17 protein-coding genes are annotated in these 13,604 nt (G+C 71.0%); 14 read left to right on the forward strand and 3 right to left on the reverse strand.

Annotated elements, in window-relative coordinates:
* Positions 1 to 86 precede the first annotated feature (86 nt).
* From ACH4RG_RS33250 to ACH4RG_RS33310, 13 genes are all read left to right on the forward strand, one after another.
* Positions 87 to 356, forward strand: coding sequence for a DUF6284 family protein (locus ACH4RG_RS33250; protein WP_398540684.1), 270 nt, complete (start codon positions 87 to 89; stop codon positions 354 to 356).
* On the forward strand, positions 356 to 781 hold the full coding sequence (locus tag ACH4RG_RS33255) for a hypothetical protein (protein ID WP_398540685.1): 426 nt from the start codon (positions 356 to 358) through the stop codon (positions 779 to 781). The genes ACH4RG_RS33250 and ACH4RG_RS33255 overlap by 1 nt, the downstream gene beginning before the upstream one ends.
* Positions 778 to 1,647 (forward strand): protein spdB, encoded by an 870-nt coding sequence (locus ACH4RG_RS33260; RefSeq protein WP_398540686.1) that lies wholly within the window; start codon positions 778 to 780, stop codon positions 1,645 to 1,647. The genes ACH4RG_RS33255 and ACH4RG_RS33260 overlap by 4 nt, the downstream gene beginning before the upstream one ends.
* Positions 1,647 to 1,985, forward strand: coding sequence for an RRQRL motif-containing zinc-binding protein (locus ACH4RG_RS33265; protein WP_398540687.1), 339 nt, complete (start codon positions 1,647 to 1,649; stop codon positions 1,983 to 1,985). Before ACH4RG_RS33260 ends, ACH4RG_RS33265 begins: the two co-directional genes overlap by 1 nt.
* The gene (locus ACH4RG_RS33270) at positions 1,982 to 2,341 is read left to right on the forward strand and encodes a DUF6251 family protein (RefSeq protein WP_398540688.1); all 360 of its coding nucleotides are present in this window, start codon (positions 1,982 to 1,984) and stop codon (positions 2,339 to 2,341) included. Before ACH4RG_RS33265 ends, ACH4RG_RS33270 begins: the two co-directional genes overlap by 4 nt.
* Positions 2,342 to 2,358: 17 nt before the next feature.
* A complete protein-coding gene (locus tag ACH4RG_RS33275) occupies positions 2,359 to 2,547 on the forward strand; it encodes a hypothetical protein (protein ID WP_398540689.1) in 189 nt (62 codons plus the stop codon).
* Positions 2,548 to 2,627: 80 nt separating this feature from the next.
* On the forward strand, positions 2,628 to 2,951 hold the full coding sequence (locus ACH4RG_RS33280) for a hypothetical protein (RefSeq protein ID WP_398540690.1): 324 nt from the start codon (positions 2,628 to 2,630) through the stop codon (positions 2,949 to 2,951).
* Positions 2,952 to 3,037: 86 nt separating this feature from the next.
* Complete coding sequence (locus ACH4RG_RS33285; protein WP_398540691.1) at positions 3,038 to 5,194, forward strand: FtsK/SpoIIIE domain-containing protein; 2,157 nt, start codon at positions 3,038 to 3,040, stop codon at positions 5,192 to 5,194.
* Between the two features lie 297 nt (positions 5,195 to 5,491).
* A complete protein-coding gene (locus ACH4RG_RS33290) occupies positions 5,492 to 5,683 on the forward strand; it encodes a hypothetical protein (protein ID WP_398540692.1) in 192 nt (63 codons plus the stop codon).
* Positions 5,680 to 6,510 carry a DNA primase gene (locus ACH4RG_RS33295; RefSeq protein WP_398540693.1) on the forward strand — a complete coding sequence of 277 codons (831 nt, stop codon included), beginning with the start codon at positions 5,680 to 5,682 and terminating at the stop codon, positions 6,508 to 6,510. Before ACH4RG_RS33290 ends, ACH4RG_RS33295 begins: the two co-directional genes overlap by 4 nt.
* A gap of 1 nt (position 6,511) precedes the next feature.
* Positions 6,512 to 7,984 (forward strand): ATP-binding protein, encoded by a 1,473-nt coding sequence (locus tag ACH4RG_RS33300; RefSeq protein WP_398540694.1) that lies wholly within the window; start codon positions 6,512 to 6,514, stop codon positions 7,982 to 7,984.
* A 461-nt stretch (positions 7,985 to 8,445) separates the two neighbouring features.
* Complete coding sequence (locus tag ACH4RG_RS33305; protein ID WP_398540695.1) at positions 8,446 to 8,691, forward strand: helix-turn-helix transcriptional regulator; 246 nt, start codon at positions 8,446 to 8,448, stop codon at positions 8,689 to 8,691.
* 75 nt (positions 8,692 to 8,766) lie between these two features.
* A complete protein-coding gene (locus tag ACH4RG_RS33310; RefSeq protein ID WP_398540696.1) occupies positions 8,767 to 10,005 on the forward strand; it encodes a tyrosine-type recombinase/integrase in 1,239 nt (412 codons plus the stop codon).
* Between the two features lie 78 nt (positions 10,006 to 10,083).
* On the opposite strand, the gene ACH4RG_RS33315 is transcribed toward ACH4RG_RS33310, so the two are convergent.
* On the reverse strand, positions 10,084 to 10,845 hold the full coding sequence (locus ACH4RG_RS33315; protein WP_050356805.1) for a phosphoglyceromutase: 762 nt from the start codon (positions 10,843 to 10,845) through the stop codon (positions 10,084 to 10,086).
* A gap of 206 nt (positions 10,846 to 11,051) precedes the next feature.
* On the opposite strand from ACH4RG_RS33315, the gene ACH4RG_RS33320 reads away from it, so the two are divergent.
* A complete protein-coding gene (locus tag ACH4RG_RS33320; protein ID WP_397925232.1) occupies positions 11,052 to 12,380 on the forward strand; it encodes an MDR family MFS transporter in 1,329 nt (442 codons plus the stop codon).
* Positions 12,381 to 12,459: 79 nt separating this feature from the next.
* Here ACH4RG_RS33320 and ACH4RG_RS33325 read toward each other — a convergent pair whose 3' ends face one another.
* Together ACH4RG_RS33325 and phoU are read right to left on the reverse strand one after the other, a co-directional pair.
* Positions 12,460 to 12,609, reverse strand: coding sequence for a hypothetical protein (locus tag ACH4RG_RS33325; protein ID WP_265600841.1), 150 nt, complete (start codon positions 12,607 to 12,609; stop codon positions 12,460 to 12,462).
* 262 nt (positions 12,610 to 12,871) lie between these two features.
* The gene (gene phoU, locus ACH4RG_RS33330; RefSeq protein WP_018959812.1) at positions 12,872 to 13,549 is read right to left on the reverse strand and encodes a phosphate signaling complex protein PhoU; all 678 of its coding nucleotides are present in this window, start codon (positions 13,547 to 13,549) and stop codon (positions 12,872 to 12,874) included.
* Positions 13,550 to 13,604 lie beyond the last annotated feature (55 nt).

Below are 13,604 nucleotides of genomic sequence, written 5' to 3' on the forward strand. Positions count from 1 at the left end.
ACGCCTTTCACGACGCAGTGCGGCCCCGGTGCTCGAACACCGGGGCCGCTGTCGAGCCGCACATCCTTCAAGGGAGAGAACGACTCATGAAGAGCATCGCAGCACTTCAGGCCGTTGTTACGGCCACCCCGTTCGACGGTGAGCCGTCGAACGCCGAGCTGGACGCAATCGAGACGGAGATGCCCGCCATCCTGGCGGACGTCGTCCTGCTGGACGCGCAGATCATGACCATCGACCGCATGCGGACCGAGCTGGACGAACGGCGTATCCGCCGGGCCCGCCGACGGGTGCTGGCCGCCCGCCGGGAGCTGGCCAACCGCTCGGCCCTCGTGAGCCTGTCGGGGGGTGCCGCCTGATGAACCGCTTCGATCTCACCGCGTACGACCGCAGCCGGATTCTCGCTGCCCGGCAGGCCCTGGCGGATGCGCAGTCCATGAGCCTGCTGGATGTGTCCGCCATGGCCCGGATGATCGGCCGCCTTGAGGTGACCGTGGCACAGCTGGTCGAGATGGTCGACGCGCCGCCCGCCAGCACCCCGGTGCGGTGCCCGGCCGCACACCCGGAGGACTCGACGCCGTGCGGGGGCCCGGTCGTCGTGACCGTCGTCGACGCGGAGAACGCGGGTGCCGACGGGTGCGAGCACCACGCCGCCCGCATGCTCGCCTCGATCAACGGCGCCCGCCCGGTCGCCAAGCCCGACGCACCCGCCGGGATGGCCGCGCGGATCTTCCGCACCGCCCACCACACCCACCCCTTCCCGTGGCGGGGGGAGCAGTCATGAGTGCCAAGGGCGCGAAGACGGTTCTTCCTGCGGTCGCGATGACGGCGGTGTCCATGGTCCTGACGCTGGCCGTGGTCGTGATGTGGCTCGGCACCTCGATGCCCTGGCTGATCGCCCTGGTGGTCGGTCTCGGCATCGACGGAGGGTGGCTCGCCACCCTCGCCTACGAACGCCGCCTCGCCGCGCAGGGAGACCACTCCACCCCGGTCACGGCCGTGGGCTGGGGCTTCGGCCTGGTCGCCACCGGCGTCCTGGTCGCCCACGCCGTCACCGCCGACGGCAGCGCCGGCGCGTGGCTCGCGGTCGCCTGGCTGCCCCTGGCCGCGAAAGCCCTGTGGCTGGTCCACGGAATGTGGGAGCGGACCGCGCTGACCGGGTCCGCCCTTGAGGCGATCCAGGGAATCCAGCAGGAAGCCCGCGACGAAGCCGCCGTCGCCCGTGCCCGACTGCGGGCCGAGGCGGGCACGGAGGAGACGCGGCTGACGGCCGTGACGCAGGCCGGGGCGCGCGTCGCACGCGTCCAGGCACAGACCGCCACCACCCTCTCCCGGGCCTGGTCGACGCTGGAAAGCACCCGGTCCGGAAAGGACACCGGCAGGGCCCTGACCAGCGTGACGACCCGCGTCACACCCGGCGTCACACCCACCTGGGAACTCCCCGTCTGGGGCCCCACCAACCCCGTCCCCGCACTGGAAGCCGCACCCGCGCTCACCGATGCGGAGCTGGACCGGCTGGTGGATGAGATCCGGCACAGCGAGACCCCGGCCCTGTCCTACCGGGAGATGTCCACCCGCTTCCGCGCCGCCGGCCACTCCGCATCCGAGGTCCGCCTGCGGGGCGCGTGGAAGCGCGTCGCGGTCGCCTGATGGCCGACGTCTACCGGTGGCGTCTGGCCCCCGATGGTCTGGCGACTCGCCGTCAGCTCCGCGCGCTGGGGCTGCGGCCGGGTGGTCAGGACGTCGTCGCCGAACTCCACCGCCCCCGCCGCCGACGCGCCCCGCTGGTCGCCTACCTCTACCGCGTCGACCGGGCCAAGCCCGTACGCCCCATGACCCCCGCCCGCGCCGTCGCACTCGCTGCGGCGATGCGGGCCCGCCGCACCTGCCCCAACTGCCGCACGGACGCCGGGTACTGCATCCCGCGCTCGCTCGGCATGTGCGTCCCCTGCCACGACACCCTGCCGCCCCGGAAGGACTCGCCATGAACCACCTGCCCGCCTCCCGGCCCCCGTCCGTCGTGCACCTCCCGGACGGCACCCCCGCCTACACCGACCACCTCCCCGCCACCTACCAGCCCGCCAACGTCGTGCCGCAGGTGGTGCACGTCCATCAGGCCCCGCCGGACCGGACGGTGCAGCGTCTCGCGCTCGGCTCCGGCGTGGGCGCCGGGGCCGTGGCCGCCGGGGTCTACTTCGGCCCGCTGCTCGTCGGCGTCCTCACCGCCATCGCCGCCAACCTCGTCGTCCTCGTCCTCCTCGTCGCCGTCGGTGTCTGGGGCGTGGTGACGGTCGTGAAGTCGGTCGGCGGCACCAGCGGCAAGACCGGCCGCAAGCACCGCTGACCCGGAAGGGAGAAGCCATGTTCCAGGCAGGGCAAGAGGTGCTGATCGTCTCGTGTGAGGACGACCCGCGCGCGGCCGGCAGGACCGGCCGGATCGTCGACGAAGTACCGCCCGGCCCCCTCACCGAGGGCCGTTGGACCGTCAACAGGATCGGGCTGCTGATCGGCCCCGCCCTGTGCCACACCTCCGAACTGCGGCCCGCCTGACGGCTGCCCGCGTCGCCCCGACCGTGGTCGGGGCGGCAAGGGGAGTCGGACAGTCCGGCCCCACCCCACAGGAGGTCACCGTGCACAGCTACACCCGAGCCGAGTCCCGCGAGCGCAGCAAGCTGTTCCGCCAGGGGTTCCGGCAGGCGCTCGCGGACTGCGTCGACCCGGAGATCCGCCGGAAGATCGAGCGCATCGACCAGTCCGCCGCCGAACGCGGACGGCAGGAGCTGGCCGCGCTGCACAAGGTGCAGGCCGACGCCCGCCAGGACCTCGCCACCGCAAGGGCCGTTGAGCGCACCGCGCCCCGCGCCGACAGGCCCGCCGCCCGTGAGGCCCGCAAGCAGGCCGAGCAGCGAGTGAAGCTCGCCGAGCGGGCCGTCCACAAGGCCGAGCAGAGCTGAGCGGGGGCGGCCGGACCCGGCCAAGGAAACCGGCCGCCCCCATCACACCCCAACCCGTTCCACTGAGCAGGAGAGGCACGTTCATCATGACCGAACCCGCCGCGCAGGTCCCCGGAATGGGGACCGTGCACCACCTCGACGACCACCGCCCCACCCCGCCGGCCGAACCCGTGGCCCTGGTCAAGGACCCGGCTCCCGAACCGGCCAGCCCGCAGCCCAAGGCCGTCCCGCAGGGGTCGCGGATCGTCCGTACCGGCCGTGCGGTGCGCAGGGTCGCCACGCACAAGCGGACCCGTTCCGCCGCCCGGTTCACCGTCCGGCACGGCATGTACGTGGTGGGCGGTGGGCGGATCGTGGCCCGGCGTGCGTGGGAGGGCCGTACCGCGGCCCGGTACGAGCGGATGTTGCGGGCGGCGGAAGCCGCGGGGAACCTCGACCTCGCCACGGAGTGGGAGGAGCGCGGGCAGCGGTTCCGCGCGGCCCGTCACCAGCGGCGAATGGACCTGTTGTCGGCGCCGGTGAAGGCGGCCAAGGGGGCGGCGGCCGGGCTCGGCATCACCGCCGGTGGCCTGCTCCTGCTCGGGATCATCCTCGCCGTCGCCAACGAGAACTTCGCCGACCTCGCCACTCCCACCCTCGCCCTGATCGAGCTGATCCGGTGGATCGTCGTCATCATCACCGTCGTGTGGGGGCCGCTGGTCGCCCTCGGACCGTGGGCCGCCTTACTCGCCTTGTGGGGCGTGGGCCGCCACCAGCAGGCCGCACCACAGTGGGTATTGCCTGTCCGTCCGGCGGACGTGGGTGCGCCGATCACGCCATCCGTCGTCGTCACCGCCCTGCGGGACCTGGGCATCGCCCCACTCCGGCAGGCGGTGAAGGAGATGGGGGACGCGGGGGCGGCGATGCTCGGGCCGATCCGGATCGCCGGATGCGGCGTCGAAGTCGACGTCACCCTCCCCTCCGGCGTCGCCACCGACGAAGTGCAGAAGCGCCGGCGGAAGCTCGCGGAGAACCTGTCCCGGCACGAGCACGAGGTGTTCATCACGATCCCGCAGGCCGCCCGCACCGTGCGGCTGTGGATCGCCGACAGTGGCGCGCTGGACGAGCCGATCGGCCCGTCCCCGCTCCTGACCGACACCACGTTGACCGCCGACTACGCCAAGGGCCGCGCTCCCTGGGGCCAGGACCTGCGTGGCGATGCCGCCCTGATCAGCCTCTACCAGCGGCACATGCTCATCACCGGCCTGTCCAACCAGGGCAAGACCGCCGCCCTGCGCGCCCTCGCCCTGTGGCTCGCCCTGGACCCCCGGGTGGAGTTCCGGGTTGCGGACCTCAAGGGTGTCGGGGACTGGGGCATGTTCGACGGCCTCGCCACCGTGCTGATCCAGGGGCCGACCGATGACCACGTCATCGAGGCAACGGAGATGCTGGAAGACCTGGTCAAGGAGATGGAGCGTCGCATCCAGGCACCCCCGGGCACTGTCTTCACGCCGCTGATCGGCATCGTGGACGAAGCGCAGGTCGCGTTCATGTGCCCGGTCGTCGACAAGGAGAAGCGACCCTACGGCGGGTCCAAGGCCACCGCCCGCTACTTCATGGCCGCCCGGAAGATCCACAACCAGGGCAGGGCGGTGGACGTGCTGCTCTACCAGGGCACCCAGGACCCCACCGACCAGAACCTCCCCAAGCTGGTTCGCGAAGGAGCCCACACCCGCGCTTCCCTCGCCCTCGGTACCGAGTCCCAGGCCCGCATGGCGCTGGGGGACAAGGCCGTCGACGGCGGGGCCGCCCCGAACCTCCTGCGCCCCGGGCTGGACAAGGGCACGGTCGTGGTCGCGTCGGACGGGATCAAGATTCCCGCCGGGCAGGCCGCGCTCACGGTGCGCACGCACTACATCAGCACCGACGACGCCGCCCTGATTGCGGACCGGGCGAAGGCCCTGCGCGACGGAGTCACCACCCTCCACACCGTCGACAACGGCCCGGACCGTGACCCGCTTATGGACGTGATGACCGTCCTGGGAGACGCCTCCCGTGTCCTCACCACCGACATCCTCAAGCGCCTCACCGTGCTGAGCGAGGACGCCTACGGCGAGTGGTCGCACCTCGACCTGAAGCGGGTCCTGGACGGCACCGGGGCCGAGCCCTACAAGTCCGACGGGCGGATGGTCGTCGGCCGCGAACGTCTTGCCCGGGTCCTCGCCAACCGCGACACGGAGGGTTCCGTTTCCGCTGCCGAGTAGCAGGGAGGCGACCCCCGCAGGGGCAGGGAGGCAGGGAGAAGTCCCTGCTCCCCTCCCTGACCCGCCTCCCTGGCTCTGACCAGCACAAATGATCTGTCAGGGAGTCAGGGAGGCACCGCAGGTCAGACCCCCGAAACCCCCTCCACACGCACTCCCACGGGGGGTGCCCAAGCCTCCCTGCCGCATCAGCGGCAGGGATTCCGGATACCGCCCGGCAAGCCGAAAGCGGCCCCCGTCTCGCCAAAGCCTGGGGCCGCTCTCGTCTGCCAGAACCTCTCAGAACTGGAGACATCCATCATGACGCACCTCACCCCCGTGCGGGAGGCCGCACGCGTCGTCGCGATCGAGGCCGCCCGCGCCTACGTTGCCAACATCCGCCCCATCGACCTCACCAACCCGGGTGTCCTGGTCGGTCACCTCATGGCCGCCGAGACCCTGCTGATGGAGATCGTCGCCGCGCACGACGAGTGCACTGGAGCCGCGGCATGAACACCCCCCACCTCGCCGCCGCCCTGGACCTCGCTGACCGCAGGGTTCCTGTCCTGCCGTTACGGGCGGGGAAGGTCCCGTTCGGGAACTGCCCCGCGTGCCGGGACAACGCGTGCGGCGGCCGGCCGAACATGAAGACTCCCGGCCCCTGCACCTGCCCGCGGCCGTGCCACGCATGGGCCGCCGCCACCACCGATCCCGCCGTCATCACCGGGCCCGCATGGGCGCCGCTGTGGAAGCAGGCCGCGGCCGTGGCCTACCACCCCGGCGGCATCGGGCTCACCGTCGTCGACCTCGACCACGCCGCCGCGGTCGCATGGGCCCGTCGGACGCTGCCCGCCACGCGGACCGTGCCCACGACGCGGGGCGAGCACTGGATCTACCGGGGTGCCATGCCCTCCGCGAACGCGGTGCGGGACGGCGTCGACATCAAGTCGACTATGGTCTACGCCCGGTGGCTCGGCCCCGGCAGCGGCACCATGACCACCCTGCCCGACGCCGTACGCGCCCTGATCGTCGCGAAGCCGTTGCCGGTCCGGCCCGTCACCGTGGCCGTGCCGACGGGAGGCGCGGAGTGCCGTCACCGCACGCCCGCCTATCTGGAGCGCGGCATCGCCATGGCTGAGGAGCGCATCTCCGAGGCGGCGAGCGCCGTGCACGCGACCGTGTACCGCACGTTCCTCGCCGTCCTGTCCGCCCACGGTCGGTGCGGCTGCCTGACCGACGCTCACGCCGCCCGGTTGTTCGCCGCGGCGCAGTCCAAGGGCGAGACCGCCCGGCACTGCGCGGACGCGTGGTCCAACGCCCTTACTGCTTTGGGGATGTGACATGTCCGAGGACGAGAAGACTCCGGCGCGTGAGGTCATCACCGAGTACGCGCAGTCGCACTTCCGGTACTTCCGCACGACGGAGGGCACCGTCTACGCCCAGCGGATCGGCCACCCGGTGGCCCGCCCGATCCGCTCCCAGGGCACGACCGGGAGCCACCGGCAGGAACTCATGGTCGACCTCTTCAACGACGGGGTCGGCGTCTTCAACGGGACTTCCCTCAAGGAGGCGTTGGACTTGATCGAAGCACTCGCACTGAGCCAGGACGTGCAGCCGACCCATATCCGGGTGGCCCCGGGGTTCGACGGGGCGACGTGGCTGGACCTGGGGCGGGATGACGGGCAGTCCGTCCGCATCCACCCCAACGGGTGGGACGTCCTCGTGCCGGACCCGCGGGAGGTGTGCTGGCGGCGCACCCAGCTTACTGGCGAACTCCCGATGCCCGCCCAGGACACCGAGGGCAAGGGCATCGACAGCCTATTGCGGCTCACGAACTTCGCCACCGCGGAAACCGAGAGCCTGGCTCTGGCCTGGCTCGTCGGGTGCCTCGGCCCTTCCGTGCCCGTCCCGGCCCCGTTCCTCACCGGGCCGCAGGGCGCGGGGAAGTCGACGGCCGGCCGGATGCTGGTGCGGATCATCGAGGGCATGACCGGAGACCTGCGCCGGGCCCCGAAGGACGAAGAGAACCTGATCACGGCCGTCGCCGCTGGGTGGGTCACCGCCCTGGACAACCTCTCGCACCTGGCCCCGGACCTGTCCGACCTGATGTGCTGCATCGTCACTGGGGCCGAGAGCATCAAGCGGGCCCTGTTCAGCGACGGGGATGTCGTCCGCTCCCGCTACCGCCGACCGCTCCTGCTGACTGGGATCGACGTCGGCGTCATCCGCCCCGACCTCGCCGAACGGCTCCTGCCGCTGCGGCTGGAACGCCCGAAGGTGCGGCGGACCGAGGCGGAGCTGTGGCGGGAGTTCGAAGCGGCCCTGCCGGTCATCCTCGGCTCGCTCCTCGACCTGACGGTCAAGGTCCGGGCGACCGAGGCGGACATCCCGAGTGATCTGCGGATGGCGGACTTCGCGCACCTGTGCGCGCAGATCGACGCCGCCACCGGCTTCGGCACCCTCCCCGCCTACCGCGGCAGCCTCGACGAGCTGAACGACGACGTCATCGAAGGCGACCTCCTCGCGCAGACCGTCCTCAAGCACGCCGCCACCCTCAACCCCGGCACCGAGGCGCGGATGACGTCCTCGGAGTGGCTGCACCTCCTCAGCGGCCTCTACAGCGGCGACGACTGCCGTCCCCTGCCCAAAGGTTGGCCCACCACCGGGAAAGTCCTCTCCGACCGCCTCAAGCGCCTTCAGCCCACCCTCGCCGCCCGGGGCGTACTCGTCGACTGGGGCCGCACCAAGGAAGGCCGGTACGTCGAAATGACCCGCCGCCCGGCCCTGCCGCCCCACGAGCAGCAGTCGTTCTGACCCGCACCGCCGCCCGGGGGTACGGACAAGCAAGAGGAGCACCCCGCCCAAACGGGGGGCGTGCTCCTCTTGTCTGTTCGGCGGAACGCCGCTCGAAGGTCGCGCCGCGAAGCGGCTCCCCACTTCACGCCCGGAGCAGCACCACACCACAACAGACACCCCCTCTCTTTTTTCTTAAGAAAGAGAAAGCTGCGTCACCCGCGTCACCACGAGACCCAATACCGCCCCTGAGCTGCGGCGATCCGGGTGACGCAGAACGGCTTCGGCTGCGTCATCCCGCGTCACCTGCGTCACCCCGCACCACCCCATGACGCACGCCTGCGTCACCAATGACGCACTCCCAACCGTCTGCGTCATCACATAACCGCAGGTCAGGGGCCATGAGTGACGCGGATGACGTGGTGACGCAGAAATCACAGCCTCGGACACATTCGCCAACACCGCTGCCCCGAGGAGTCCCCGTGGCACCCAAGCGCACCCCCGAGACCGACCCCCGAGCCACCCTCCGGGGCGGCCTCCCCGACCGCTACCTCACCCCGGGCGACATCGCCGAGACATTCGGTGTGCCCCTCGAAACCGTCTACCAGTGGCGCAGGAAGCGCACCGGGCCTCCCGGCTTCCGCATCGGCAAGCACGTGCGCTACGACCCTGCCGAAGTGCAGGCCTACGTCATTCAGCTCAAGAACATCGGCCGCGTCGCGGCCTGACGCAGCCATACGCACCGTCAGGGGTGGCCGGTCACCGGCCACCCCTGATCCATGTCGAGAAGGGACTCGCCTCCGATGGCAGGTAGCATCCAAGACCGCTGGTTCAAGACCGAGACCAACGCCGACGGCAAGACCGTCCGCGTTAAGACCGAGCGCTACGGGTCCGGCCTGCGCTACCGGGCCCGCTACTTTGCGCCCGACGGAAAGCGCAAGGGAAAGTCCTTCCCCGACGGACAGAAGCGGCTCGCCGAGCAGTGGCTCAGCAAGGTCACGGCGGACGTGGTCCGCGGCGACTACATCGACCCGAACGCGTCCCGGAAGTCGTTCCAGGAGTTTGCTGAAGGCTGGCTTGCGAGTCAGAGCGGGGACCCGAACACCCGGGCATCGATGCAGTCTCAGCTCAAGTTGCACGCCTTCCCGCGCATTGGGACCCGCCCCTTGGGTTCCTTCCAGCCCAGCCACATGCGGGAGTTCGTGACGCAGCTCGAAGAGTCCGGCATGTCCGGCGCTTACGCGCGTGTGATCTTCTCCAACGTCCGCGCCATCCTCTCCGCCGCTGTCGAAGACGGCTACCTTCGCCGGAACCCCTGCCACTCGCGAACGGTGACACTCCCGGAAATGGGGACCCGCCGAGTTGTCCCGTGGCAGCCGGACCGCGTTTACGCGATGCGAGGTGCCCTGGCCGAGCGCTTCCGACCCATGGTCGACATGGGTGCCGGGTGCGGCCTCCGGCAGGGCGAGATCCTCGGACTGTCCGTGGACGAGCTGGACCTCGACAGCGGCATCCTGCACGTGGTGCAGCAGCTCAAACTCAGTCTGAGTAAGCCCGTGTTCGCACCGCCGAAGGGCGGCAAGCTCCGCGATGTCCCGCTTCCCGAGCCCGTAGCCGAAGCCCTCAAGGAGCACGTCAAGCGCTTCCCGCCCGTTGAGATCACGCTGCCGTGGATGCGCGCGAACGGCCGGCGGGTGACCAAGCGTCTGATCTTCACCGGGCCCAACGGCGGGCACGTCTGGCGCACCTCGCTCAATGAGGACCACTGGAAGCCTGCCCTGGCCGCCGTCGGTGTCATCCCGAAGGCCAAGAGTCGGGAGCACACGGCTGCCCGGGAGCACGGCATGCACGCGCTGAGGCACTTCTACGCGTCGGTTCTGCTGGACGCGGGGGAGAGCATCAAGGCCGTCAGCGAGTACCTCGGGCACTCCGACCCCGGCCTGACGCTGAAGGTGTACGCACACCTCATGCCGAGCAGCCGGGACCGGGCCCGGAAGGCGCTCGGGGAGGCACTCCGGCCGCCGGAGGATTCGCCCCGCTAAGGTCCCACAGTGGGCCCAGGCCGTGAAAATGCCCCCGCCCCGCGCCGTATGCGCAGGTCGGGGGCATGATCAGGGAACCTACTTCTTCTTGCCCTGGTTCTTCACGGCCTCGATGGCGGCCTTCGCCGCGTCCGGGTCGAGGTACGTGCCGCCCGGCTTCAGCGGCTTGAAGTCGGCGTCGAGCTCGTAGGAGAGCGGGATGCCCGTCGGGATGTTGAGGCCCGAGATCTCCTCGTCCGAGATGCCGTCCAGGTGCTTCACCAGGCCGCGGAGGCTGTTGCCGTGGGCGGCGACCAGGACTGTGCGGCCCGTGAGGAGGTCCGGGACGATGCTGTCGAACCAGTACGGGAGCATGCGGACGACGACGTCCTTCAGGCACTCCGTGTCCGGGCGCAGCTCCGGGGGGAGCGTCGCGTAGCGCGGGTCGTCGAACTGGCTGTACTCGGCGTCACGGGCCAGCGGCGGCGGCGGGGTGTCGTACGAGCGGCGCCACAGCATGAACTGCTCCTCGCCGAACTCGGCGAGCGTCTGCGCCTTGTCCTTGCCCTGGAGCGCGCCGTAGTGGCGCTCGTTCAGGCGCCAGGAGCGGCGGACCGGGATCCAGAGGCGGTCGGCGGACTCCAGGGCCAGCTGGGCGGTCCGGATCGCGCGGCGCTGGAGGGAGGTGTGCAGGACGTCGGGGAGCAGACCGGCGTCCTTGAGCAGCTCACCGCCGCGGACTGCTTCCTTCTCGCCCTTTTCGGTGAGGTTGACGTCCACCCAACCGGTGAACAGGTTCTTCGCGTTCCATTCGCTCTCGCCGTGGCGGAGGAGGATCAGCTTGTACGGTGCGTCGGCCATGAGTCCGAGCGTAATCGAACCCGTGCGGGCTCCGCGCGCCCGCCCGTAACGCGGACAGGGCGCGGGCCGGGAGGGCCCGACGGGCGGACGATTGACGGGGGCCGTCAATCCGGTGGCGGTCGGGGACCGGGGCTTCGTAATGTCTCGGACGTTGTCGGGGGTGTTACCCGAGGCCTCGTTCCGTACGTCCCGTGGGGGGAATCCTTATGTCCGTCGCCGGTCTGCGCACAGCCGCCCGCGAGACCGTTTCCGGGCTGCCCCGCGAGTTCTGGTGGCTGTGGACCAGCACCCTGGTCAACCGCCTCGGGGCGTTCGTCGCGACCTTCATGGCCCTGTATCTGACCCTGGACCGGGGCTACTCCGCCTCGTACGCCGGGCTCGTCGCCGCCCTCCACGGGCTCGGCGGGGTCGTCTCGTCGCTCGGCGCCGGAGTGATGACCGACCGGCTCGGGCGGCGGCCCACCATGCTGATCGCCCAGCTCTCGACCGCGGTGTCCGTTCTGGTGCTCGGCTTCATGGTGCACCCGTTCGCCATCGCCGCCGTGGCGTTCTTCGTCGGCATGGCGAGCAACGCCTCGCGCCCCGCCGTCCAGGCGATGATGGCGGACATCGTGCCTCCGAAGGACCGGGTCCGGGCCTTCTCGCTCAACTACTGGGCCGTCAACCTCGGCTTCGCGATCTCCTCCGCCGGCGCCGGGTTCATCGCCGAGTACAGCTACCTCGCCTGCTTCATCGGCGAGGCCCTGATGACGCTCGTGTGCGCCGTGCTCGTCTTCATGAAGGTGCCGGAGTCGCGGCCCGAGGAAGCGGTCGTGAGGACCGTCGGCGGCAAGCGGCCCAAGGACGAGGTGCGGCTGACCACCGTCCTGCGCGACGGGCGCTACATGGGGGTAGTGGGGCTGTCGTTCCTGGTGTCGCTGATCTTCCAGCAGGGGTACGTGGGACTGCCGGTGGCCATGGTGAAGGACGGGCTGTCCAGCTCCGACTTCGGTACCGCCATCTTCGTCAACGGCGTGCTGATCGTGGTGCTCCAGATCCCCGTCACCCGGTTCATCCAGGACCGTGACCCTCGGCGGCTGCTGATCATCTCCTCGCTGCTCGCCGGGTACGGCTTCGGGCTGACGGCCTTCGCCGGGTCGGTCGCCGCGTACGCCCTGACGGTGTGCGTCTGGACCCTGGCCGAGATCGTGAACGCGCCCACGCAGACGGGCCTGGTCGTGCAGTTGTCGCCCGCCAAGGGCCGGGGCCGCTACCAGGGCATGTACACGATGTCCTGGTCGGTGGCCGCGCTCGTCGCACCGCTGATGTCCGGCTTCGTGATCGACAACTACGGCGCCGCCTGGCTCTGGGCCGCCTGCGCCGTGATCGGCACGGTCGCCGGCCTCGGCTACTGGCTGCTGATGCGCAACCTGCCGCGCGAGGAGCACACGGTGGCGGACGCCCTGCCCGAGCCCGCGCCCGTACCGGCCGAGGCCCGGCCGGACCTGGCCGAGCCGGAGGCCGCGCCCGCCGCCGCGGTGGAGCGGGCGGGCTGATCCGGGCGACCGGTGACGCGCACGGTGCCCGCCCGGAGCAGAAGCCGGGCGGGCACCGTGCGTTCGTACGCGGCGCGGCTCAGCCGGAGCAGCCGCCGCACTGGCACGGGGCACCGGACTGGCAGCCGCACCCGCAGCCCGACCCGCAGCCGCAGGCGCCGAGCACGGGTCGGCGCACCACTTCGGTCGGGGTCTCCTGCTGGGGTCCGGTCGTGGGGGAATCGGCCATGGTTCCTCCTCAGGGCGTATGGCTGGGCGGCGGACGCCGCTGCGCCGCCGCCGGGAACGTACGGCCCGACCCACCGCTCACGGCCATGGCGTCGTCCGTCCCCGCCCCATTGCATGCCCATCCCCGCGGGCGCATCAACGGCGCACGCGCGCAGGAACATAAGTGCGACCCGCGTGCGCCGTCGTTTCTCCGGTACGACAGTGGCTGCCGGAGCTGGCGGAGTTACCGGAGCTGCCGGAGTCACCGGCGGCCCGGGCTGCCGTTACGCGCCTTCGACCGGGGCCGCCGCCTGGATCTCGTCCGCGTGCTCGCCCGTCACCAGGTAGACGACGCGCTTGGCGACCGACACCGCGTGGTCGGCGAAGCGCTCGTAGTAGCGGCCCAGCAACGTCACATCGACGGCCGTCTCGATGCCGTGCTTCCAGCGGTCGTCCATCAGGTGCTGGAACAGCGTGCGGTGCAGCAGGTCCATCTCGTCGTCGTCCTGCTCCAGCTGGAGCGCCAGATCGACGTCCTTGGTGATGATGACCTCGGCCGCCTTGGCCATCAGGCGCTGGGCGAGCTGGCCCATCTCCAGAATGGTGGCGTGCAGGTCGTTCGGGACCGCCGCCTGCGGAAAGCGCAGCCGGGCCAGCTTCGCCACGTGCTGGGCGAGGTCGCCCGAGCGCTCCAGGTCGGCGCTCATCCGCAGCGAGGTGACCACGATCCGCAGGTCGGTCGCCACCGGCTGCTGGCGGGCGAGGAGCGCGATGGCGCGGGCCTCCAGGTCGTGCTGGAGGTCGTCGACCTTCTGGTCGCCGGCGATCACGGTCTCCGCCAGCGCCAGATCGGCGTCGAGCATGGACGTGGTCGCCCGCCCGATCGCCGAGCCGACCAGCCGGGCCATCTCGACCAGGCCCTCTCCGATCGAATCGAGTTCCTCGTGGTAAGCGTCGCGCATGGGAAGTCCCTCTCCAGTTCCAGACTGAGGCCGGGGTCACGGACCGACCCCCACG

It is taken from the genome of Streptomyces sp. NPDC021019 (genome assembly GCF_044333295.1).
GTDB lineage: Bacteria > Actinomycetota > Actinomycetes > Streptomycetales > Streptomycetaceae > Streptomyces.

Excerpts from the sequence above, each read along its gene's own strand:
- ACH4RG_RS33315 (WP_050356805.1), bottom strand. The coding sequence starts at position 10,845 with ATGGCCGACGCACCGTACAAGCTGATCCTCCTCCGCCACGGCGAGAGC.
- ACH4RG_RS33260 (WP_398540686.1), top strand. The coding sequence starts at position 778 with ATGAGTGCCAAGGGCGCGAAGACGGTTCTTCCTGCGGTCGCGATGACG.
- ACH4RG_RS33325 (WP_265600841.1), bottom strand. The coding sequence starts at position 12,609 with ATGGCCGATTCCCCCACGACCGGACCCCAGCAGGAGACCCCGACCGAA.
- ACH4RG_RS33270 (WP_398540688.1), top strand. The coding sequence starts at position 1,982 with ATGAACCACCTGCCCGCCTCCCGGCCCCCGTCCGTCGTGCACCTCCCG.
- phoU (WP_018959812.1), bottom strand. The coding sequence starts at position 13,549 with ATGCGCGACGCTTACCACGAGGAACTCGATTCGATCGGAGAGGGCCTG.
- ACH4RG_RS33285 (WP_398540691.1), top strand. The coding sequence starts at position 3,038 with ATGACCGAACCCGCCGCGCAGGTCCCCGGAATGGGGACCGTGCACCAC.
- ACH4RG_RS33275 (WP_398540689.1), top strand. The coding sequence starts at position 2,359 with ATGTTCCAGGCAGGGCAAGAGGTGCTGATCGTCTCGTGTGAGGACGAC.
- ACH4RG_RS33295 (WP_398540693.1), top strand. The coding sequence starts at position 5,680 with ATGAACACCCCCCACCTCGCCGCCGCCCTGGACCTCGCTGACCGCAGG.
- ACH4RG_RS33300 (WP_398540694.1), top strand. The coding sequence starts at position 6,512 with ATGTCCGAGGACGAGAAGACTCCGGCGCGTGAGGTCATCACCGAGTAC.
- ACH4RG_RS33255 (WP_398540685.1), top strand. The coding sequence starts at position 356 with ATGAACCGCTTCGATCTCACCGCGTACGACCGCAGCCGGATTCTCGCT.
- ACH4RG_RS33250 (WP_398540684.1), top strand. The coding sequence starts at position 87 with ATGAAGAGCATCGCAGCACTTCAGGCCGTTGTTACGGCCACCCCGTTC.
- ACH4RG_RS33265 (WP_398540687.1), top strand. The coding sequence starts at position 1,647 with ATGGCCGACGTCTACCGGTGGCGTCTGGCCCCCGATGGTCTGGCGACT.
- ACH4RG_RS33290 (WP_398540692.1), top strand. The coding sequence starts at position 5,492 with ATGACGCACCTCACCCCCGTGCGGGAGGCCGCACGCGTCGTCGCGATC.
- ACH4RG_RS33320 (WP_397925232.1), top strand. The coding sequence starts at position 11,052 with ATGTCCGTCGCCGGTCTGCGCACAGCCGCCCGCGAGACCGTTTCCGGG.
- ACH4RG_RS33310 (WP_398540696.1), top strand. The coding sequence starts at position 8,767 with ATGGCAGGTAGCATCCAAGACCGCTGGTTCAAGACCGAGACCAACGCC.